Source organism: Novosphingobium sp. ERW19, assembly GCF_012641315.1.
GTDB lineage: Bacteria > Pseudomonadota > Alphaproteobacteria > Sphingomonadales > Sphingomonadaceae > Novosphingobium.
The window spans coordinates 449,518-469,009 of sequence record NZ_JABAIC010000003.1; the positions used below are offsets into that span (position 1 = coordinate 449,518).

Annotated in this window: 19 protein-coding genes and 1 tRNA gene; 12 read left to right on the forward strand and 8 right to left on the reverse strand. The window is 63.3% G+C overall.

From position 1 onward, the window contains the following. Window positions 1-49: 49 nt before the first annotated feature. Window positions 50-868 (reverse strand): alpha/beta hydrolase, encoded by an 819-nt coding sequence (locus tag HGI46_RS08285; protein WP_346766694.1) that lies wholly within the window; start codon window positions 866-868, stop codon window positions 50-52. A 277-nt stretch (window positions 869-1,145) separates the two neighbouring features. On the opposite strand from HGI46_RS08285, the gene HGI46_RS08290 reads away from it, so the two are divergent. Next, window positions 1,146-3,656, forward strand: coding sequence for an EAL domain-containing protein (locus HGI46_RS08290; RefSeq protein ID WP_240946640.1), 2,511 nt, complete (start codon window positions 1,146-1,148; stop codon window positions 3,654-3,656). 4 nt (window positions 3,657-3,660) lie between these two features. Here HGI46_RS08290 and rlmN read toward each other — a convergent pair whose 3' ends face one another. Continuing rightward, window positions 3,661-4,959 carry a 23S rRNA (adenine(2503)-C(2))-methyltransferase RlmN gene (gene rlmN, locus HGI46_RS08295; protein ID WP_168903856.1) on the reverse strand — a complete coding sequence of 433 codons (1,299 nt, stop codon included), beginning with the start codon at window positions 4,957-4,959 and terminating at the stop codon, window positions 3,661-3,663. Window positions 4,960-5,196: 237 nt separating this feature from the next. Between rlmN and HGI46_RS08300 the strand changes: the two genes are divergently transcribed. Beyond that, window positions 5,197-5,868, forward strand: a complete 672-nt coding sequence (locus HGI46_RS08300; RefSeq protein ID WP_118073508.1) for a porin family protein — start codon at window positions 5,197-5,199, stop codon at window positions 5,866-5,868. A gap of 52 nt (window positions 5,869-5,920) precedes the next feature. Here HGI46_RS08300 and HGI46_RS08305 read toward each other — a convergent pair whose 3' ends face one another. The 4 genes from HGI46_RS08305 to greB are packed head-to-tail and all read right to left on the reverse strand — an operon-like array spanning window position 5,921 to window position 7,710. Then, a complete protein-coding gene (locus HGI46_RS08305; protein WP_168903776.1) occupies window positions 5,921-6,403 on the reverse strand; it encodes a hypothetical protein in 483 nt (160 codons plus the stop codon). After that, on the reverse strand, window positions 6,400-6,579 hold the full coding sequence (locus HGI46_RS08310; RefSeq protein ID WP_118073510.1) for a DUF4169 family protein: 180 nt from the start codon (window positions 6,577-6,579) through the stop codon (window positions 6,400-6,402). The genes HGI46_RS08305 and HGI46_RS08310 overlap by 4 nt, the downstream gene beginning before the upstream one ends. Beyond that, the gene (locus tag HGI46_RS08315; protein ID WP_168903857.1) at window positions 6,579-7,208 is read right to left on the reverse strand and encodes a phosphoglycerate mutase family protein; all 630 of its coding nucleotides are present in this window, start codon (window positions 7,206-7,208) and stop codon (window positions 6,579-6,581) included. The genes HGI46_RS08310 and HGI46_RS08315 overlap by 1 nt, the downstream gene beginning before the upstream one ends. A gap of 16 nt (window positions 7,209-7,224) precedes the next feature. Further along, window positions 7,225-7,710 carry a transcription elongation factor GreB gene (greB, locus tag HGI46_RS08320; protein ID WP_168903777.1) on the reverse strand — a complete coding sequence of 162 codons (486 nt, stop codon included), beginning with the start codon at window positions 7,708-7,710 and terminating at the stop codon, window positions 7,225-7,227. Window positions 7,711-8,075: 365 nt separating this feature from the next. Between greB and HGI46_RS08325 the strand changes: the two genes are divergently transcribed. Next, window positions 8,076-8,483 (forward strand): hypothetical protein, encoded by a 408-nt coding sequence (locus HGI46_RS08325; protein WP_168903778.1) that lies wholly within the window; start codon window positions 8,076-8,078, stop codon window positions 8,481-8,483. On the opposite strand, the gene HGI46_RS08330 is transcribed toward HGI46_RS08325, so the two are convergent. Next, a complete protein-coding gene (locus HGI46_RS08330; protein ID WP_168903779.1) occupies window positions 8,484-10,502 on the reverse strand; it encodes a lytic transglycosylase domain-containing protein in 2,019 nt (672 codons plus the stop codon). A 100-nt stretch (window positions 10,503-10,602) separates the two neighbouring features. On the opposite strand from HGI46_RS08330, the gene dapA reads away from it, so the two are divergent. From dapA to HGI46_RS21875, 9 genes are all read left to right on the forward strand, one after another. Continuing rightward, window positions 10,603-11,484 carry a 4-hydroxy-tetrahydrodipicolinate synthase gene (gene dapA / locus HGI46_RS08335; protein ID WP_168903780.1) on the forward strand — a complete coding sequence of 294 codons (882 nt, stop codon included), beginning with the start codon at window positions 10,603-10,605 and terminating at the stop codon, window positions 11,482-11,484. Window positions 11,485-11,570: 86 nt separating this feature from the next. Further along, window positions 11,571-12,053 (forward strand): SsrA-binding protein SmpB, encoded by a 483-nt coding sequence (gene smpB / locus HGI46_RS08340; RefSeq protein ID WP_118073514.1) that lies wholly within the window; start codon window positions 11,571-11,573, stop codon window positions 12,051-12,053. Window positions 12,054-12,158: 105 nt separating this feature from the next. Then, window positions 12,159-12,719: a DUF2062 domain-containing protein gene (locus tag HGI46_RS08345; protein ID WP_118074714.1), complete on the forward strand. Its 561-nt coding sequence runs from the start codon at window positions 12,159-12,161 to the stop codon at window positions 12,717-12,719. Then, on the forward strand, window positions 12,719-15,160 hold the full coding sequence (locus HGI46_RS08350) for a response regulator (RefSeq protein ID WP_205525165.1): 2,442 nt from the start codon (window positions 12,719-12,721) through the stop codon (window positions 15,158-15,160). The genes HGI46_RS08345 and HGI46_RS08350 overlap by 1 nt, the downstream gene beginning before the upstream one ends. Window positions 15,161-15,370: 210 nt before the next feature. Continuing rightward, window positions 15,371-15,868 carry an Lrp/AsnC family transcriptional regulator gene (locus tag HGI46_RS08355; protein ID WP_168903781.1) on the forward strand — a complete coding sequence of 166 codons (498 nt, stop codon included), beginning with the start codon at window positions 15,371-15,373 and terminating at the stop codon, window positions 15,866-15,868. A gap of 155 nt (window positions 15,869-16,023) precedes the next feature. Further along, window positions 16,024-16,692 (forward strand): haloacid dehalogenase type II, encoded by a 669-nt coding sequence (locus HGI46_RS08360; protein ID WP_168903782.1) that lies wholly within the window; start codon window positions 16,024-16,026, stop codon window positions 16,690-16,692. Between the two features lie 14 nt (window positions 16,693-16,706). Continuing rightward, window positions 16,707-17,780 carry a phosphotransferase gene (locus HGI46_RS08365; protein ID WP_168903783.1) on the forward strand — a complete coding sequence of 358 codons (1,074 nt, stop codon included), beginning with the start codon at window positions 16,707-16,709 and terminating at the stop codon, window positions 17,778-17,780. A gap of 44 nt (window positions 17,781-17,824) precedes the next feature. Further along, complete coding sequence (locus tag HGI46_RS08370; protein WP_168903784.1) at window positions 17,825-19,156, forward strand: aminotransferase class III-fold pyridoxal phosphate-dependent enzyme; 1,332 nt, start codon at window positions 17,825-17,827, stop codon at window positions 19,154-19,156. 15 nt (window positions 19,157-19,171) lie between these two features. Then, the gene (locus HGI46_RS21875) at window positions 19,172-19,381 is read left to right on the forward strand and encodes a hypothetical protein (protein ID WP_206065601.1); all 210 of its coding nucleotides are present in this window, start codon (window positions 19,172-19,174) and stop codon (window positions 19,379-19,381) included. 11 nt (window positions 19,382-19,392) lie between these two features. Here the strand turns inward: HGI46_RS21875 and HGI46_RS08375 are convergent. After that, a tRNA-Ser gene (locus HGI46_RS08375) sits at window positions 19,393-19,483 on the reverse strand. Window positions 19,484-19,492: the final 9 nt, after the last annotated feature.

Below are 19,492 nucleotides of genomic sequence, written 5' to 3' on the forward strand. Positions count from 1 at the left end.
ATGCTATCGTCAAGACAGCAAAAGGAAAGCGGGCCAGCGAAGTACACGATCAGCTGTGGTGGATATCCTCGTCAAGGAAGGCGCGCAGCTTTTCGATGAAGCGGTCGCGCTGGGAGAGCATGAACAGGTGACCACCACCGTGGAACATCTCGATCCGGCTGTGCGGGATCGCGTTGTGGAGGAAATGGGCATTCGAGGGTGGGACCAGCTGGTCCTCCTCGTCCGCCATGACCATCACCGGCATGGACAGAAGCGGCAGGAACGGCACGCTGCTCCAGGCGGCAAACGCCATCATCTGGTATGAGAAACCGAGCGGCGACGGCGCCTTGGCCGCATTGAGCGAAACCTTGCCGCTGCCGCCGCCGTTGTAGATCGAGGCGAGGTTCCGGCGCAGCGTCCGCTCGACCGTGTACTCGCGCGGATCGGACAGGTGGGCGAGCATGGAGCTGTTGCCGGGCACCATTGTCGCGCCGCCTGATGCCGTTGCCGCAAGAACGATCCGGCCGGTCCGGGCGCGGTGCTGGAAGGCGAACTGCTGGGTCAGCGCGCCGCCCCAACTGATCCCGAGGATATCAACCTGTTCGATGCCCAGGAGATCGAGCAGCGACGCCGTGGTCAGCGCCATGCTCGGTATCGTGTAGGGCAGGACCGGATCGGGAGAGCCGCCGATGCCTGGCATGTCGAAGCAGATCACCTCGCGCTCTGGCAGGCCGCGGGCGACCGGAGCAAGCAGTTCGAGGTTCATGCCGATGCCGTTGAGCATTAGCAGCGGGCGATGTCGGCCCCTGCCGGCCCCTTCGTGCCAGCGCGCGATGTTGAGGCGACGACCGGCAACGCCGATCTTTGACTGTTTCGGTGTACTGTTCACTTTGTCCCCACGCTCCAGACGCTGACTAGCACCTTCGCACTCGCAGCAAAAGTACACGAATACGGATCGCTTAACGCTTTCTCAAAGCACGGTCGTGCAAACACGGGTCATGCCGGGAGACACTGCAACTCAATCAAACAGGCAAACTGCCACGCGCGACTTCGCGCGTACGCGTCGGCGGGAACGCACCGCCGCGCCGGCCGCGCCCGAAGCGGGGGCCAGTTTTCTGTTTGGCAGCGATTCGTCCAATCGGCTGATTGCACCGGAATGGCCGCAAATGGCCTATGTCATGCTGGCGCTTCCGCTGCTGGTTGCCTGCTTTAACCTCGTGATTCCGAACCCGCTGGCGGCGCTTCTGGCCGTGGTCGCCGCGATTGCCACGCATTTGTCGAAGCTCGCGGTGCGCCATGAAGCGCAGAACCAGATGGAGACCGGGCCGCGGATGGCGCTGATGGGCGCAGCGGTAGCCTTGCCGATGTTCCTTTTTGGCTCTGCGATGGGCGTCTGGGGCGCTTCCGGCCAGATCGAATGGTTCTACTGCCTCGTCGCCGTGGCAACGGTGTCGCTGCTGGCGACAGTGGTCCTTTCGGGACGTCTGGTCGGCGTGCTGGCCGCGCAGATCTCCGTGTGGTCGGGCGTTACCTGCGTCGCAAGCACGTTCGGCGGGTACTTCTCCCTGCTCGTCGGCGTGGCAATTTCCGTGGCGGCCTACTTGCGCCAGCGCAAGATCGACCTGTTGCTCCGCGAGAAGCAGGAAAACGACCAGCGCGCATCCACCCGCGCGCAGGAAATCCTTTCCGACTATGAGGAGACGGGGCAGGGCTGGTTCTGGGAAACCGATCGCCGTGGCCAGCTGACATATCTGTCCACGCCTGTTGCCGAGATTCTCGGTCGCAAGGTCGACGATCTGATCGGGCGTCCCTTTGCCGAGCTGTTTAACCTGTCCGAGCAATCGGGCGAAGGCGAGCGAACGCTGGCCTTTCACCTCTCTGCGCGATCCAGCTTCGGCGAACTTGCGGTGCGGGCAGCGACAGCGGAAGAGGAACGCTGGTGGTCGATTACCGGCCGGCCGACTTACGACACGTTCAACAACTTCACCGGTTTCCGCGGCTCGGGCACCGACCTTACCGAGAAGCGCCGCTCGCAGGAGCATGCTTCGCGGCTTGCGCATTTCGATTCGCTGACAGGCCTGTCCAACCGCTTCCGCATGTCGCAGACGCTGGAGAAGATCCTCCTCGCTCCGCAAATGCATCAACGGGCCTGCACGGTTTTCCTGCTCGATCTGGATCGCTTCAAGCAGGTGAACGATACGCTCGGCCATCCTGCCGGAGATGCTCTGCTCAAGCAGGTGGCGCAGCGTCTGGAGCGGGTTGTCGGCAAGATGGGCCGCGTCGGTCGCCTTGGTGGCGATGAATTTCAGGTCATCCTGCCTGGCAAGATCGAGCGTGAGCAACTCGGCCATCTGGCGCATCGCATCATCGAGAGCCTGTCGCAGCCCTATTCGATCGAGGGCAGTCGCGTGATGATCGGCGCGTCTGTCGGCATTGCGCTGGCCCCGGACGATGGCGTGACCAGCGAGGCACTGATCCGCAATGCCGACCTGGCGCTCTATGCCGCCAAGGATGGCGGGCGCGGCCGGTTCCACTTCTATGCGCCGGACCTGCACAGCGATGCTGAAGAGCGCCGCCAGATGGAGGAAGACCTGCGCGATGCGGTCTCGAACGGCGGTCTCGAACTTTACTACCAGCCTGTCGTGCAGACCGCGACCGAGAAGATCACCGGTTTCGAGGCGCTGCTGCGCTGGAACCATCCCGAGCATGGCTGGATCAGCCCGAGCCGGTTCATACCCATAGCGGAAGATACCGGCCTGATCGCGCCAATCGGTGAGTGGGCCTTGCGCACCGCCTGCCAGGACCTTGCCCGCTGGCCCGAGAACGTGCGCGTCGCTGTAAACGTCTCGCCACTGCAGTTCGCCAATCCGTCGCTCCCGGTGATCGTCACCAACGCGCTGGCGAGCTCGCAGGTGGCAGCAGAACGCCTTGAACTGGAAATCACCGAGAGCGTGTTCCTCAACGACGACGAGGGCACCGACCAGATGTTCAAGTCGTTGAAGGCCATTGGCGTGCGCCTGGCACTGGACGATTTCGGCACGGGCTATTCCTCGCTCGGCTACTTGCGATCGGCGCCGTTCGACAAGATCAAGATCGACCAGAGCTTCGTTCGCGGTGCGACCCAACCGGGCAGCCGCAATGGCGCAATCATCGCCTCGATCGTCAGCCTTGCCGAGGCGCTGGGCATGGAAACGACGGCCGAAGGCGTCGAGACGCTGGACGAGCTGGACCTCGTCCGCATGCTGGGTTGCAGCCACGTCCAGGGTTATATCTACGAGAGGCCGCTGTCGGCGATGAACGCCGCTGCCCGCCTTTCAACCGGTCTCATGGCTATCGCGCAAGGGCCACGGTCCGCGCGTGCCGCCCGCCAGTCGATGCTGCGCAAGGTCGTGCTCGATCACGGCGGCCATCGCTACAACGCGATGGTCCGCAATATCAGCCAGACCGGCGCGCTGATCGAAGGTTTGTGGAACGTGCCGCCGGGAACCATCTTCCGGGTGCTGCTGGCTGAGAACCACGCGGTCACGGCAACTTGCCGCTGGTCAAGCGATGACCGCATGGGCGTGGAATTCTCCATGCCGCTCAGGCTCGACGAGGGCGGACGCATCGCAGCCGTGGCCGGCATTCCACCGGTCAGGAGCGAGCCCGAGCCGGTGGTTCAACGCAAGGTCGGCTGACCGGTCAGCCCAGCGCTGCCATCTTCTCTTCAGCAAGACGGTCAAGCTCGGCGCGGCTCTTCTTCTCCGCCGCCGTCTTCAGCTGGCCGCACGCTGCGTCGATATCCCGCCCGCGCGGGGTGCGCACCGGCGCGCTGATCCCCGCTTCGAAAACGATGTTGGCAAAGCTCTTGATCCGCTCCGGGCTGGAGCACTCATAGGGCGCACCGGGCCAGGGATTGAACGGGATCAGGTTGACCTTGGCCGGCAGCTTGTACTGGCGAATCAGACGCACCAGTTCGCGTGCGTCATCGTCGCTGTCGTTCTTGTCCTTGAGCATCACGTATTCGAACGTGATGCGGCGGGCGTTCGAAGCGCCGGGATAATCGGAGCAGGCCTGCAGCAACTCGTCGATGCCGTACTTGCGGTTGATGGGCACGATCTCGTCGCGCACATCCTTCGTCACCGCGTGGAGAGAGACCGCGAGGTTTACCCCGATCTCCTCGCCGCAGCGCTCCATCATCGGCACGACGCCGCTCGTCGAAAGCGTGATGCGGCGCTTGGACAGCGCAAGGCCATCGCCGTCCATCACCAGCTTGAGCGCATCGCGCACATTGTCGAAGTTGTAGAGCGGCTCGCCCATGCCCATCATCACGATGTTCGTAAGCAGGCGGCCATCGGGGGTGTAGGCGCTGGCCGCTTCCTCGTCTTCATCGTCGAAATCCAGCCCGGCCATCGTGCCACCAGCCTTGGGCCATTCGCCCAGCGCATCGCGCGCGAGCATGACTTGGCCGACGATTTCGCCCGGCGTCAGGTTGCGCACCAGACGCATCGTGCCGGTGTGGCAGAAGCGGCAGTTGAGCGTGCAGCCGACCTGGCTCGAAACGCACAGCGTGCCGCGATCGGCGTCGGGGATGAACACCATTTCGAAATCGTGCTTGTCCGCCGTCCGCAGCAGCCACTTGCGGGTGCCGTCGGTCGAAACCTGCGCCTCGACGATGTCCGGGCGACCGATAACGAAGCGTTCGGCCAACCACGGGCGCATGGTCTTGGCGATGTCGGTCATCGCGTCGAAGTCTGTCACGCCGCGATGATACAGCCAGTGGAACACCTGCTTCGCGCGCAGCTTTGCCGCCTTGGCATCCAGGCCGGCAGCCTCGAACAGGGAGGCGATCTGCTTCTTGGGCAAGCCGATCAGGTCCACCCGGCCATCCTCGCGCGGCGTCACCTCGCGCGGCACGGGAACTGGATCAACGTGCCCGGCGATGGGCATGTTGGCGGGAAGCGAGGGGCTGGGATCGATCTGGCTCTGCATCGCGCGCATATAGTGATTCGTGGCGTCAGGCGCAAACCGAGGCTCGCGCGAACGCCTCACGTGCGCTCCCGTTCCGGCATTTCATCGCCTGTGAGGCTCAAATCATCGAAATTTATGTGGCTGAAATGTCACGGTTTCCTGTTGTGTGAGGTTCAGGAAACCGGATGCAGTTCCGCTCATTCCACCGGTCACTGTCGGGTCGCAATCGACAACAGGACCGGCAGGAAGTTTCGAATGGAGTGAGACATGAAGAAGATCTGCGCAATCCTCGCCGCCGGCACTGCCATCGCCGCCGCCCCTGCGTACGCGCAGGACGCTACCCCTGCCGAGGCGTTCAGCGGCTTCCACGCCGAAGCCCTTGTCGGGTATGACCACATCCGCTCGGGCAGCAGCGAGGACATCGACACCACCCGCGACATCAAGCAGTCGATCGACGGCGTCGAATACGGCGGTGCGATCGGTTACGACATTCCGCTTGGCACCAACCTTGTTGCCGGTGCGGAAGCCGAAATCACCGACAGCAGCGCCAGCCGCGATTACAACAACAGCCAGCCGACCGTGTTCAACCTCGGCCGCGTTGATGCTGGTCGCCAGTACTACTTCGGTGCCCGCCTCGGCTATGCGATGAGCCCGAGCACGATGGTCTATGTCAAGGGTGGCTACAGCAACGCCCGCTTCAACCTGCAGGGCACTGACGGCACCACCAACCTGCGCCAGCGTCTCGACACCGATGGTTACCGCGTCGGTGCGGGCGTCGAGCAGAAGCTTGGCACCAACTCGTTCGTGAAGCTCGAGTACAAGTATTCGAACTACAGCGAAGGCGAATTCGACTTCAACGGCAACACGCCGGATTCGAGCCGCTTCAACATCGATACTGACCGTCACTCGGTGATGGCTGGCGTCGGCGTCCGCTTCTAAGCGTCACGCTGACAAGCAAAGGGAAGGGCGGGCCGCACGGCTCGCCCTTTTCCTATCCCGCACAGCCCAGCGCTGCGGCGTCCAGGGCCGAGGCAGCGCCATTGAGCGGGTAGACATCGCGAAAGCGCTTCCCGTCCGCGCCTTGCGCCGTCACCACCACGCGCGGCGCGCTGCGCATCGCGGCGATGATCCCGGCATTGGCGCGCTGGTCCATGGGCCATGCATCGGCCTGACCTGCCTGCAAAGTGAAGTTCGCTTCCGGAAACGAGACGTTGACAGACGAACCCGGCGCGAGCCGCCGTGCCAACCGAATGTGTACGGCCCCGCGAATGCCGCGCTTGGGCCAGAAGCCGACAGTCATGTAAGGTTGGAACGCCTGCTTGCGGCCGTTGACCTTCTCGGCCATGGCAATCGCATAGCAGCGCGGCACGCCCGGATCGCGGAACGCGCCCCAGGTGCCGAACACGCCGAGGCTGTCACGCGCCACCGCCGTCCCGCCCAGCGCCAGCGCCGCCAGAACCAGCAGCCGCCTCACGGCTCCTCCCGTTTCGCGCCGTCGAGGAGCTTTGCGGCCCGCTCGGCGTCCTGCGCCTCGCGCAGCTTGTCACCCTTGGTCCGCCCGAACTTCGCGCGGTTCGCTTGCGCCTCCACTTCGCGAGAGGCCCGCGCCTTGGCCTTGCGCACGCTGCGCAGGTTCACGACATCGCCCATCAGGCGTGCTCGATCCCGCGTTCCGAACCGTAAAGCACGCGCTCCTCGCCGTTCTCGACCAGCGCGATCGAACCTTGCACCAGCGACGGCGCGATCGGCGCGCCGTGGACGGGATGCACCGGATGGCCCGCCATGATCCCGCGCAGCACGCGGCTCGAGATGCCGTGCATCACCACGATGTGATCGCCGCTCTCGTCCGCCAGTCCATCGAGCCAGCGGTTGAGACGTGCCGCGATCATCGGATAGTCCTCGCCATCGGGGGCAGGGCGCAGAAGGTGGTCCTCGATCACGATTGGGCCGACCTCGTCCTCGACATCGCTGTAGGACCGGCCGCACCACGATCCCATGTCGATTTCTTTTAGATCCATGGTCCGCTGCCCGGCAAACCAGTCGAGGCCCAGTTCCTCGGCGATCAGCGCCGCCGTCTGCAGCGCGCGGCCGGTGTCGGAGATATGCAGCGTCACCTGCGGCCGCTCGCCCAGTTCCTGCCGCAGCGCGCAGCCCATCGCCACCGCCTGCTCGAAGCCCTGCCGCGTCAAGGGCGTATGGATGTGGTTGGCCTGCAGCCGACGCGTCGCATTATAGACCGTCTCGCCGTGGCGCATGATGTAGAAGCGACCCCGTTTCATGGGCATGCTAATAGCGTCAGGCGTTGGGATAGGAAACGCTCATGATTTCCCACTCCTTCTCGCCCGAAGGCAGCCGGACGACGCGGAGATCCCCGACCCGCGCCCCGCGCAAGGCCTTGGCAATCGGCGCGCTCCACCCGATCAGCCCTTTCGAGGCATCCTGCTCATCATCCCCCACCAGCGTCAGCACCTTGCGGTTGTCGTCCTCGTCGGCAATCTCGACACAGGCCCCGAACAGCACCCGCGTTCGATCCTCCTGTCGCGCCGGATCGACCACCCGCGCCGCCTTCATCCGCCGCGCGAGAAACGCCAACTCCCGATCAATCTCCCGCATCCGCTTGCGCCCATAAAGATAATCACCGTTCTCCGACCGGTCGCCATTGCCGGCGGCCCAGCTGACGATCTCGACGATGGCGGGGCGTTCGGTGCCAAGGAGATGATCATAGCGCGCGCGCAGGGCTGCAAATCCGGCGGGAGTGATGGGGTGGCCGTCAGGTTTCATGCCCCGCTTGTGGGCGAGGACGAAAACAGAGACAACAAATCCTCCCCGTTTTTCCGCAGGACAAATGGGGAGGGGGACCGCCCGCGCAGCGGGTGGTGGAGGGGAAGGCTAGGAACCCCTCCGTCATCGGCTACGCCGCTGACACCTCCCCGTTTGTGCATCGCAAGAACAGGGAGGATCGAGAACGGCGGCCTCAACACTAACCCGTCATCCCGGGCTCTGTTGCCCTTGCAGCGAGGTTCGCGGTTGTTACGGTTTCAAGCGGGTGTATGTTTTGAGCGATGGCATCAAGTCTCCTCTCTGGCGTCCCCCTCCGCGTTCGCAGCACTGTTCTTGCAATTACCATCGGGGCCGTAACCGTACCGATGATCTTTATTGCGTTCTTTGCAAAAAGAGAAAATTTGCAACCCGGCATGGTCGTTGGTTGCTATGCTGCGCCCGGCGCTCCGGCGCTCGAGATAGGTCTGTCGACAATTCGCATTATGCAAGCTTCGGCGCCGAGATTGAGCTACGAGCCGCAACAGTCAAAAACGAGCTATCAGCTAAGCGTCAGGCCAGCGTTAAAGCTTAAACCGCAAGCCGACGGGCACTACCGTTTCGAACAAACAATGGGCATCGGCTATTTCTGGGCACTTCTGCCTGAAGAAGGGAAGAATCGAAATCGCGTTAGGCATCCCCGCGATTATTCCGGACGCTTTGAAGTCTATGCATCGGATGGCGCTCGGCTGGTTTATGTCAGGCAGACCACGTCGAATCTATGCCGCCAGAACTGATCACCCCGGCTCCCGCTTGCCAATAAAGTAGCTCATCGGATTGCTCCCCCGATAGCTCGCGTACTGCGGGTTCATCGCCTCGTAGACCACTGCGTTTTCCAGCACGCGCTGGACGTAGTTGCGGGTTTCGGAGAGCGGGATCTTCTCGATCCATTCCACCCAGTCGATCCCGCCGTTGCGCGGGTCGCCATTGGCGCGCAGGAACTTGTTCACGTTGCCGGGGCCAGCATTGTAAGCCGCCACCGCCAGCGGCCATGACCCGCGATAATAGTCGAGCATCCGCTGGAAATAGCCTGAGCCCAGCTGAATGTTGTATCCGGCATCCTGCGTCAGCGACGAAGCATTGTACGACAGGCCTAGCTTGCCCGCCTGCTCGTTCGCCGTCCCCGGCATCAGCTGCATCAGGCCCCGCGCGCCCGCGTGGCTGACCGCGTTCTGCGCGAACTGGCTTTCCTGGCGGCTGATCGCGTGGATGCCGGTCCACTTGCTTTCATAGCCCGGCGGCACCGGGATCAGCGGGAAGGCAATGTGCTGGAAATCGAGGTAGCCGCGGGCTGCCGCCGCTTGCCCGACGATCACGCCGAGATCGCGCCGACCCAGTTCGCGCGCCAAGTTTGCCACCATCATGTGCTGCGCTTCGGTCTGCTGCTGCTCGGCCACTTCCTTGAAGAAACGTACCGTCGTCTTCCAGTCGCCATTGCGAGCGACCTCGCGCACGGCGAGCGTCAGTGGCTGGCTGTAGAACCGGCTGCGCTGGTCCGCGGAAACCTGTACGTCCGAATCCTTGGCGTATTGCGGCACCGGACGGCCCAGCCGCTCCAGCGCCAGCAAGCCATAGAACTGGTCGCCATATTGCGCCGCCATCTCGAAATAGCGCCGCGCCTCGGCCTGCTGACCAGCGCGCGCCGCCGCCTTTCCGGCCCAGTAGAAGCCCTTCGAGCGGGTCCCCGGCGTCCGTGCTGCCGCGCCATAGCGCCAGAACAGCGGTGCCGCCCCGGCATAATCGCCGGTGTTGAAGTACCCCTGCGTGCCGCCAAGCCACATCAAAGAGGTGTAGTCGTCACGCAGCCCATAGTTCAGCTGGCTGACATCCTCGCCGGGCGCAAAGGCATCGTCGATCCCCGCGGCGATGCGCATGGCCGCGCGCGCATCGCCCGATGTTGCCGCGCCGCGCGCATTTACCAGCAGCTCCTCGACCCACTTGTCGCGGTCCAGCGGCTGCCGTGCCAGCAAGGGGCGATTGGCCAGCAGATCGCGCGCCGCCGCGCCCTGACCGGACTTGCGCAACTGCCGCGCTCGCTGGAAGATGAAGCCCGGATCGGCGTTGAACTGTTGCGCCGGCACACCAGCCAGCAAACCATAGGGATCGCCACCCTGCATCGCCGCAAGCCGCGCCGCATCTATCGCCTTGCGCGCCGGGCTGACCCAGACGATCTGCCGTGCCGCTTGATCGGTGGCGCCGGACCACAGCAGCGCATCCATCCGCGCATCGTGATCGTCAGGCGTGAAGCTCGTGCCCCATGCCGCCAGCAGCGCGGTTTCGGCAGCATCGGTCATCGCCCCGCCGCGCCAGGCCGCCCGTGCAACTTCCCGCGCTTCGGGCCGGCCCAGTTGCGTCAGCGCCAGTGCATATTGCGCGCGGCCAAGGTTGGTCAGCGGTGGTTTCTGGCTGAAATAGGCGACCAGCCGCGAAGGCTCGGCAAAGTCTCGCTCCAGCGAAAGCTCGGCATAGCGGCGCAGCTTCTCCTCGTCCGGAAAGCCCGGATAGGACAGGACGAAGCTGGAATATTCGGAAAAGCCGAAGCGGTTGGAACTGGTCAGCAGCTTCCACCGCTCCACCGCTGCCATCATCGGCCCGCCTTGGCTGGCCGTCAGGTTGGCACGGGCGCGGTCCCAGTCGGATCCATCGGCACCTTCAGCGCCGCTTGCGTGCACTGCGCTCGAGGCGACGACCGTCTGGAGCAGAACCCCGGCAAACCCCCAGCGCAACATCAAGGCTTTCACGTCCATGCCGGACATACTATGGAGCGGCTCCTTATCACGCGCTGAACAGCGCCCCTGTGGGTTCGGATCACGATGAACCGAACCGCATCATGGGGTAAACCGAGGGGTATTGTCCATGTTTTCCGGCTCGATTCCGGCCCTAGTGACTCCATTTCGCGATGGAGCGTTTGACGAGAAAGCGTTTCGTCGCCTCGTCGACTGGCAGATCGAGAACGGATCGTCGGCGCTGGTCCCTTGCGGCACCACCGGCGAGGCCTCGACCCTGTCGAACGCCGAGCATCACCGCGTCATCGAAGTCTGCGTCGAACAGGCGGCGGGCCGCGTGCCGGTGATCGCCGGATGCGGCAGCAACGACACGATGAACGCCCTGCTGCACATGAACTTCTCGAAGAAGTGCGGCGCGCAGGCCGCGCTCTGCGTCGCGCCTTACTACAACCGGCCGAGCCAGGCGGGCATCATCGCCCACTTCAGCTACCTTGCCGAGCACAACGACCTGCCGATCGTGCTTTACAACGTGCCCGGCCGGACGGTGACCGACATCCTGCCGGAAACGGTCTGCGAACTGGCCAAGCGCTATCCTGACAAGATCGTCGGCATCAAGGACGCCAGCGGCGACCTGTCGCGCGTCACCGATCACCGCATGGGCATCGGCCAGCACTTCTGCCAGCTTTCGGGCGACGATGAACTGGCGTTGCCCGCCAATGCCGCCGGCGCCGTCGGCTGCATCTCGGTCACCGCGAACGTCGCGCCCAAGCTTTGTGCCGAGTTCCAGGCCGCTTGCGCCGCCAACGACCTGGAGAAGGCGCGCGAGCTGAACGACAAGCTCTATCCGTTGCACTACGCGATGTTCGAGGACGCCTCGCCGGGCCCGGTCAAGTACGCGCTCAGCCGCCTCTTCCCGGACATCTCGGACGAGCTGCGCCTGCCGATGGTCCCGTGCAACGAAGCGGCGCGCAAGGCGGTCGACGCAGCGCTGGAGCATGCCGGCCTGATCTGACGCGTCGCGTCCGGAAAACCGCTGCCCGACAAAGTGCGAAGTTCCCCTTCCGCTTTGTCGGGCCAGCGCCTACATGCAGCAGCATCATGGCACGCCCCGTACATCCCGAATTCGATAAAACCAAAGTGGTCGCCGAGAACCGGCGCGCCCGCTTCGAATACTTCATCGAGGAGAAGTACGAGGCGGGCATCTGCCTGACCGGGACCGAGGTTAAATCGCTGCGCTTCGGCGAAGGCTCGATCGCCGAAAGCTATGCCGAGGTGAAGGGCGGCGAGGTCTGGCTGGTCAACTCCAATGTGCCCGAATTCAGCCACGGCAACCGCTTCAACCACGTGCCCAAGCGCCCGCGCAAGCTGCTGCTGAAAGAGCGGCAGATCGCCAAGTTTACAGGTGCGGTCGAGCGCAAGGGCATGACGCTGGTCCCGCTGTCGATCTACTTCAACAGCCGTGGCCGCGCCAAGGTCGAACTGGCGCTGTGCAAGGGAAAGAACGTGGCGGACAAGCGCGCCACCATGAAGGACCGCGACTGGAAGCGTGACAAGGCGCGGATCATGAAGGACCACGGATAGGTCGATCCGGGTGATCCACTTCACCGACCGGCAAGGAAATACGTCCTAGAGCGCAAGAATCGGCCCGTGGCGGGGCAGACGGGAAACGGGTACAACAGGCGCGCAATGTTCGAGCGGATCGTCAACTGGGCGCGGGCCAACATGCCGACGCGCGAGCAGATGGAGCAGAACCGCTTCGCGCGCCCGCTTGCCGCCCGCCATGAACTGTGGCGCTTCACGCGCCGTTCGGTGCCCCGTGGCGTGGCCGCAGGCCTGTTCATCGGCATCTTCGCGCTGATTCCCGGCATCCAGATCATCGGTGCGGCCTTGATGTGCGTGCCGTGCCGGGGCAACATCCCGCTCGCCGTGCTGATGACCTTCATCTCGATCCCGCCGACGACGCTGTTCGTGTTCCTTCCGGGCGCGATTGCCGTGGGCAACAGCTTCGGGTTCCACGCGGACTTCTCGACCGTGCAGGCCATGGTGACGAAGGGGGCGGGCTTGAGCGAGTGGCTTGTCTGGCTTGGGTCCGATGCCGCGCCCTCGCTGGTCATCGGGCTCTTCCTGATCTCCATTGTCTCGGCCGTGATCGGCTATGTCTTCGCAGCGTTCGGCTGGCGCTGGTGGACCGCGCACAAGCGCAAGGTGCGCAACATGCGGGCGGCCGCGCGGGACTTTCCCGACTGATGGCAAACGTGGCCAGCGAAGGGGCGGCTGTGGTCACGCCGACCGTGCCCTTGCGCGATTGGCTTACGCTTGCAGGTGCAGTGGCGGCAAGCGCCGGAGCGCTCTGGGGTATCTCCGGGCAGCCCCTGCTCGCCGCCGGGTTTGTCGGAGGAGTCACAGTCATCGGCGCAGCCTTGCGCGTTGCCATTCGCCCGACACAGGACGCTGCACCGCAGGATTTCGCCGTGCCGGACTGGACGGTCACCAATGCCGCGATTGCGCGCGACGACGTGGGCATTGCCATTACTGACAGAGCCGGGCGGCTGGTCTGTGCGAATGGCCTGATGGGCGCCTGGTTCGGAATTTCCGCGGCACCGCCACGTCTTCCGGTAGAGCGCGGCTCGGTCGAGCTGCTCGAAGCGGCGACGCGCGCTGCGTGGCGAGATGGCTCGGCAAAGGCCGATGGCGTTGCTTCGAGCCAAGGCACCTGGACGGCGGAAGTTGTGCGCGTGGGGCGCGGCGAGGACTACCTCGTCTGGCGCTTCGCCCCGGTTGTGACCCCGGATCTCGTGGCAGACATGGCGGCGCACATCGCCGGCAAGGTTGGCCGCGCGCTCGCGCGCGAAGGGTTGCAGGCGGCGGTGGTCTCGCCCGAGGGCGTGATCCTTGCCGCAAACGCGGCCTTTGCCCAGCGCGCGACCGGCTCGGTCAGTGCCCAGATGGCGGGTGCCGATTTCGTCTCATTCCTCGCCAGCGACGAAAGCGACCGGATCTACTACGCCCGCGAGGGCGGCAAGGGCACGCCGGTCAAGTTGGTCCACGTGCCGGTGGCGGATCCCGATGGCGTCGCCAATACCGATCCATCGCGCACGACTTCGCTGTTCCTGCTGATTGACAATGGCGGCTTCGGGCAGGGCATCGGCGATGTCACGGCGGGCCTGCCGCAGATCGAAGCGCTGCTTGCGCGCCTGCCGCTCGGCCTGGCGATGACCGACCGTGACGGGCGCTTCCTCTTTGCCAACGCCGCATTCCTGCGCGCGGCCGGACACGACGACACGATCCCGCCGCCTTACCCGTCCGACCTTGTCATCAGGGAAGACAAGGGCGCGCTGGTCGATGCCGTGCGCCGTTATGCGCAAGGGCAGGCGACCGCGGGCGACGTTGCCGTGCGGTTGCGCGCCGCACCGGATGAGCCGGTCTCGCTCAGCCTTGCCGGCGTGCGCGGGCTTGGGGAAGGGGCCGTCTTGCTCAGCCTCAAGGATTCCTCGGAAGAGACCCGGCTCAAGCGGGAGATTGCCCAAGCGACGAAGATGCAGGCCGTCGGCCAGCTTGCCGGGGGCGTGGCGCACGATTTCAACAACGTGCTGACTGCGATCATCGGCTACTGCGATCTGATGCTGATGCGCCACACGCCTGGCGACAGCGATTACGACGATATCCAGCAGATCAAGGCCAACTCGAACCGCGCAGCATCGCTCACGCGCCAGCTTCTTGCGTTCTCGCGCCAGCAGACTTTGCGGCCGCAGGTGCTGCAACTGCCCGACGTCGTGGCCGAGGTTTCCGCTCTCCTCAAACGGTTGATCGGCGAGAAGATCACGCTCGAAGTCGTGCACGATCGCGACCTCGGCTTTGTTCGTGCCGACCCCACACAGCTTGAACAGGTGCTGCTGAACCTCGCCGTCAACGCACGTGATGCCATCAACGACAAGCTTGCCGCCACGGGCGCCAAGGGCGGCGGCGTGGTCAAGCTGATGACCCGGCGGGTAACGGCGGCTGACGTTCGCGCCATGAAGAGCGAGATCCTGCCGCTGGGGGATTACACTGCGCTGATCGTCGAAGATAATGGTCACGGCATCAAGCCGTCGCAGATCGGCAAGATCTTCGAGCCTTTCTTCACCACCAAGGAGAAAGGCAAGGGCACCGGCCTTGGCCTTTCCACCGTCTATGGCATCGTGAAGCAGTCCGGCGGCTTCATCTTTGCCGAAAGCGAGGTGGGCAAGTTCACCCGCTTCAGCATCTATCTTCCGGTCCATGTACCCGATGCCAGCGAAGCGCCCGCGCGCCAGTTGGCAAGCCCTGAACCGAAGCGGGAATGGTCAGGCGGCGGCCGGATCCTGCTGGTCGAAGATGAAGACACCGTTCGTGCCGTTGCGGAACGCGCGCTCGTCCGCCAGGGCTATGAGGTGACCACGGCGGCCGATGGCGAGGAAGGGCTTGAGGCGATCGGCCGGGGCCAGTTCGATCTTGTCGTGTCCGACGTGGTCATGCCGACGATGGACGGCCCGGCCATGGCCCGTGAGATTCGGGCCCTGCGTCCAGACCTGCCGTTCCTCTTCATGTCGGGCTATGCCGAGGAGCAGCTTCGCCGCGAGATCGATATCCCGAACATGCACTTTCTCGCCAAGCCATTCTCCGTTCAGCAGATATGCGACGAGGTGGAGAAGGTCCTCAGGGCACGCTGAGCACGCGAAGGCCGGAAACGGTCGACCACTTCGACCACCTGACGAGAACATTCATCTGCAATTCGTCCAAGCTTGTGCTTCAAACAGTTGCTCAGTCAGCAGATCCCAGGCGATGAGCAGATCGCAACGCGCGAAAATTCCGATGCAACTCGGTAGTGTGAACAAGCCCAAGCGCTGATCCACACTGCCGAAACGGAGGGATGGGACAAAATGGATATGCTCGATGCGATCGACTTCAGGATCCTCACGCATCTGCAGCATAATGGCCGGGCCACAAACCTCGCGCTCGCTGACGCCGTCGGCCTGACGGCCAGTCCCTGTCTGCAACGCGTAAAGCGGTTGGAGAGCATCGGACTGATCCGCTCTTATGGTGCCCGGCTGGCGCTAGCCAAGCTTGGCGAACATGTTGTCGTATTCACGGAAGTGACGCTGACCAACCACCGCAGGGCCAACTTCGAGAGGTTCCTGGATCGCGCTCGCGAGATTCCCGAAGTGATGGAATGCCATCACGTGACCGGGGGGCATGACTATCTGTTGCGTGTCGTCGCACGTAGCATCGCGCAATATAGCCAGGTCCTTGAGCGGCTGTCTGCGGGTAATTCCGGAGTTGGCCGGATATCGAGCTACGTAGTGCTCGGATCCCCCATAGAGCGCGATATCCTGCCTCTCAGGGAACTGTTCGAGCCGAACCTGCCCGAAGAAGCGTGACCTTGCCCGCATAAGCGTCGGAACAGGCGCACAGCCTTATCTGACGAATTTCAAGATTCGGCTGATTCATCTTGCCAGTCGAATTCCAAAGTTCAGCACATCCTTCCGCTTTCCGGCCCGTAGACGTTGCGCAGAGAAATCGCGGAGGTTTGCAAATGGCCCTGTTTCGCCCGAAGTACGTGACTTTCGATTGTCACGGCACTCTCATCAACTTCCAGATGGCCGACGTCGCGCGGGAGCTTTACGGCGATATGCTCGACGAGCCCCGCATGGTCGAATTCATTCGCAACTTCCAGGCTTATCGCATCGACGAAGTCTCGCAGGACTGGAAGCCCTATGCCGACGTCGTCCACAATGCCCTTGCACGCGCCTGTCGCCGCAACGGTGTGCCGTTCAAGCCCGAAGATGCGGAACTGATCTACAGCCGGATTCCGACCTGGGGACCGCACCCGGATGTTCCCGAGGGCCTCGCACGGTTGGCGCAGCACATCCCGCTGGTCATTCTCACAAACTCGATGGTGTCGCAGATTTCGTCAAATGTCGCGCGTCTTGGTGCTCCGTTTCATGCGGTTATCACTGCCGAGGAAGCCGGGGCCTACAAGCCTCACCTGCGCGCATTCGAACACATGTTCGACGTGCTTGGTTGCGGACCGGAGGAAATCACGCACGTGTCTTCCTCGTTCCGCCACGACCTGATGTCGGCCTACGATATCGGCATCAAGAGCAAGGTTTGGGTCAATCGCGGCCACGAGCCAGCCAACCCTTTCTACGAGTACACCGAGATTTCCGACGTTTCCAGGCTGCCTGCGGTCTTCGGGTTCTGAAAGGCACCGGGCAAATGGCTGGGATCACTCCTCCGGTTGAAACACGCAAAAGGGCAAAGAGCGAAGCCGAGTATCGCGCCGCGGCAGCGCTGCTCGCCCTGTCGCCCTACGAGCTTGCGGCCGAACTCCCGCCCAAGTTGCTGGAGCGCCACTATGGGCTGAAGGGTTCCGCCATTCTGCTTGCCTCGGAGTTCGAGCGCACCCTTGCTATCGAAGTGGCGACTGGCCAGCAGTTGATCCTCAAGCTTTCGGATCGACCCGAGGCACAGAACAGCTTCCGTTTCCAGAGTACTGTGCTGCGCCAGCTCGAGGACGTTTCGGACGTGCAGGTTCCGCGCGTTCTCGACACCATCGACGGCAAGGGCCTGTTTGCCGATGGAGCGGTCTGCGGTTACTTGCAAACCCGGATCGGGGGCACGCCGCTGCACGCGCTTGAATCGACGGAACAGTTGCTGGCGCAGGTCGGTGCTACACTGGCTCGGCTGGGGCAATCGTTGCGCGGCGTGGAGGCGCCTGCGCCTGATCGACCTGTGCTCTGGCAGATCGGGACTTGGCCCTGGCTGGAAGAGCTGCTGCCTTACCTTCCTGCCGGTTCCATGGCGGACCAGGTAAAGGCGGCTCTGTCAGACTACCTGACCCATGTCGAACCACGCATCGGTGAACTGGATTGGCAGATCACGCACAACGATCCCAGCCCGCACAACATGTTCCTGACAGACGGCGTGATTGCGTTCATCGACTTCGGTGACGGGAGCTTGAATCCGCGCATTCAGGATCTGGCGATCGCTGCCGGCCACTTCGTCACCGATCCTGGCAAGCCATTGGGTGGAGCGGCGGCGATGATTGCCGGCTTTCACGCTGTGCAACCATTGACCTCCCTTGAAGCGCGCCTGCTCGTAAGGTTGATGCGGGCGCGACAGAGCGCGCTCATCCTGATCAATTATTGGCGGGCCGATCTCTTTCCGGATGAGGCCAGTTACATCAGGAAAAACGTACTGCGCGCGCAGACCGGCCTTGCGATCCTGTCGGCGCTTGATGCCGATGCCGGAGAGAGGGCAGTGCGCAGTGCGATGAACCAGGCCGCCTGAAGCGAGCCTCACCTCAACTCGCTTCTTCGAACGGAAATCACGCCATGTCGACCGACCTGATGCCCAACCGCTATCGCCCCGGCGAGGTTTCACTTCCCGAACGGGAGGCAGCACTTATCGCGCGGCGCGACGCTGTACTGGGCGCATCTTACCGGCTCCAGTACCGCAAACCTGTACACTTTGTTCGCGGGGAGGGGATGTGGCTCTACGATCCTGACGGCAAGCCCTATCTCGATTTCTACAACAACGTGCCCTCTTTGGGCCACTGCAATGCCGAAATTAACGCTGCGATGGCGGCGCAAGCTGCGCGCCTCAGTGCAAACACCCGCTATCTCGAACCGCGTGTCGTGGAATATGCGGAGCGACTCGTCGATACGTTCCCGGCAGAGCTTGATCGCGTGATATTCACTTGCACTGGCAGTGAATCCAACGATCTGGCGCTGCGGATTGCGCGCCTCGCCACCGGCAATGAGGGCGTCATCGTTTCTGCCTATGCCTATCACGGCACCAGCGCCGCCGTTGCAGCAGTATCACCGAACCTTGGTGATGCAGTAAACCTGAGCCCCTCGGTGCGGATCGTCAACCTGCCTGGGCCGAGTGGAATTCCCGACGAGCAGGCGAATGATTTCTTCGAAGCTGAAGTACGCGCTGCGATTCACGATCTGCGCCGTCGCGGCATCGGCATCGCCGCCTTCATGTTCGACAGCATCTTTTCAAGCGACGGGGTCTGGATCGACCCTCCGGGTTTCCTCAACGGCGCCGTCGCGGCGGTTCGGGAGGCAGGGGGCCTCGTAATCGCTGACGAGGTTCAGCCCGGGTTTGGTCGAACAGGTGCCCACTTCTGGGGGTTCGCTCGCCACGACATTGTCCCCGACCTGGTGACCCTGGGCAAGCCGATGGGCAACGGCTTCCCGATTGGTGCGGTTGTCGGGCGTCGCGGACCGGTCGAGACGTTCGGTGTCACGGCGCGCTATTCGAATACGTTCGCTGGCAACACCGTGGGCATTGCTACGGCTGATGCAGTCCTGACAATTCTTCAGCGCGATCGCATCCTCGATAACGTCCTCACGGTCAGTGAAACCCTGCGAAAGGGTCTCGAGCAGATTGCCAGCCGGACAGGCGGCATTCTTGGCATTCGCAACGCGGGCCTGTTCTTCGGCATAGACATCGGCATGGAAGCAAGCCCTCCCGTCGAACGTCGCGCCATGGCGCTCGACGTCGTAAACGCCATGCGTGACAACGGCGTTCTCATCAGCACCACCGGGGCTGACGAAGATGTGCTCAAGGTGCGCCCTCCGCTTGTTTGCCAGGATGAGCACGTGCAGTTGTTTCTCCGTTCGCTGGAAGATGCGTTGCGGATCATCACCAGCAGATGACACCTTCACGGCAGCGTGGACAAATTCCGCGCGGTCATGGCCGGAGATAACAACCGACAGTTCAAGCGGCGAGGTGAATGTGATGTCGAGCGCATTGCCGACACCCGGCTCGTCTCTCTTGCGCTGGAACGTGCTGATGAAGATACATCAGCGCACTCGGAATGCTGTGTCACCAAGAAACCCGGGTACTTCTGGCGTTCATCCCGGTTCGTGAAAGTCTGCTGAAATGCAGTAAGTGGCGGAGCGGGAGGGATTCGAACCCTCGATACGCTTTTGACGTATACTCACTTTCCAGGCGAGCGCCTTCGACCACTCGGCCACCGCTCCGCATCTTGC

Excerpts from the sequence above, each read along its gene's own strand:
- HGI46_RS08290 (WP_240946640.1), top strand. The coding sequence starts at position 1,146 with ATGGCCTATGTCATGCTGGCGCTTCCGCTGCTGGTTGCCTGCTTTAAC.
- rlmN (WP_168903856.1), bottom strand. The coding sequence starts at position 4,959 with ATGCGCGCGATGCAGAGCCAGATCGATCCCAGCCCCTCGCTTCCCGCC.
- HGI46_RS08300 (WP_118073508.1), top strand. The coding sequence starts at position 5,197 with ATGAAGAAGATCTGCGCAATCCTCGCCGCCGGCACTGCCATCGCCGCC.
- HGI46_RS08310 (WP_118073510.1), bottom strand. The coding sequence starts at position 6,579 with ATGGGCGATGTCGTGAACCTGCGCAGCGTGCGCAAGGCCAAGGCGCGG.
- HGI46_RS08315 (WP_168903857.1), bottom strand. The coding sequence starts at position 7,208 with ATGAAACGGGGTCGCTTCTACATCATGCGCCACGGCGAGACGGTCTAT.
- greB (WP_168903777.1), bottom strand. The coding sequence starts at position 7,710 with ATGAAACCTGACGGCCACCCCATCACTCCCGCCGGATTTGCAGCCCTG.
- HGI46_RS08325 (WP_168903778.1), top strand. The coding sequence starts at position 8,076 with ATGATCTTTATTGCGTTCTTTGCAAAAAGAGAAAATTTGCAACCCGGC.
- HGI46_RS08330 (WP_168903779.1), bottom strand. The coding sequence starts at position 10,502 with ATGTCCGGCATGGACGTGAAAGCCTTGATGTTGCGCTGGGGGTTTGCC.
- dapA (WP_168903780.1), top strand. The coding sequence starts at position 10,603 with ATGTTTTCCGGCTCGATTCCGGCCCTAGTGACTCCATTTCGCGATGGA.
- smpB (WP_118073514.1), top strand. The coding sequence starts at position 11,571 with ATGGCACGCCCCGTACATCCCGAATTCGATAAAACCAAAGTGGTCGCC.
- HGI46_RS08345 (WP_118074714.1), top strand. The coding sequence starts at position 12,159 with ATGTTCGAGCGGATCGTCAACTGGGCGCGGGCCAACATGCCGACGCGC.
- HGI46_RS08350 (WP_205525165.1), top strand. The coding sequence starts at position 12,719 with ATGGCAAACGTGGCCAGCGAAGGGGCGGCTGTGGTCACGCCGACCGTG.
- HGI46_RS08355 (WP_168903781.1), top strand. The coding sequence starts at position 15,371 with ATGGATATGCTCGATGCGATCGACTTCAGGATCCTCACGCATCTGCAG.
- HGI46_RS08360 (WP_168903782.1), top strand. The coding sequence starts at position 16,024 with ATGGCCCTGTTTCGCCCGAAGTACGTGACTTTCGATTGTCACGGCACT.
- HGI46_RS08365 (WP_168903783.1), top strand. The coding sequence starts at position 16,707 with ATGGCTGGGATCACTCCTCCGGTTGAAACACGCAAAAGGGCAAAGAGC.
- HGI46_RS08370 (WP_168903784.1), top strand. The coding sequence starts at position 17,825 with ATGTCGACCGACCTGATGCCCAACCGCTATCGCCCCGGCGAGGTTTCA.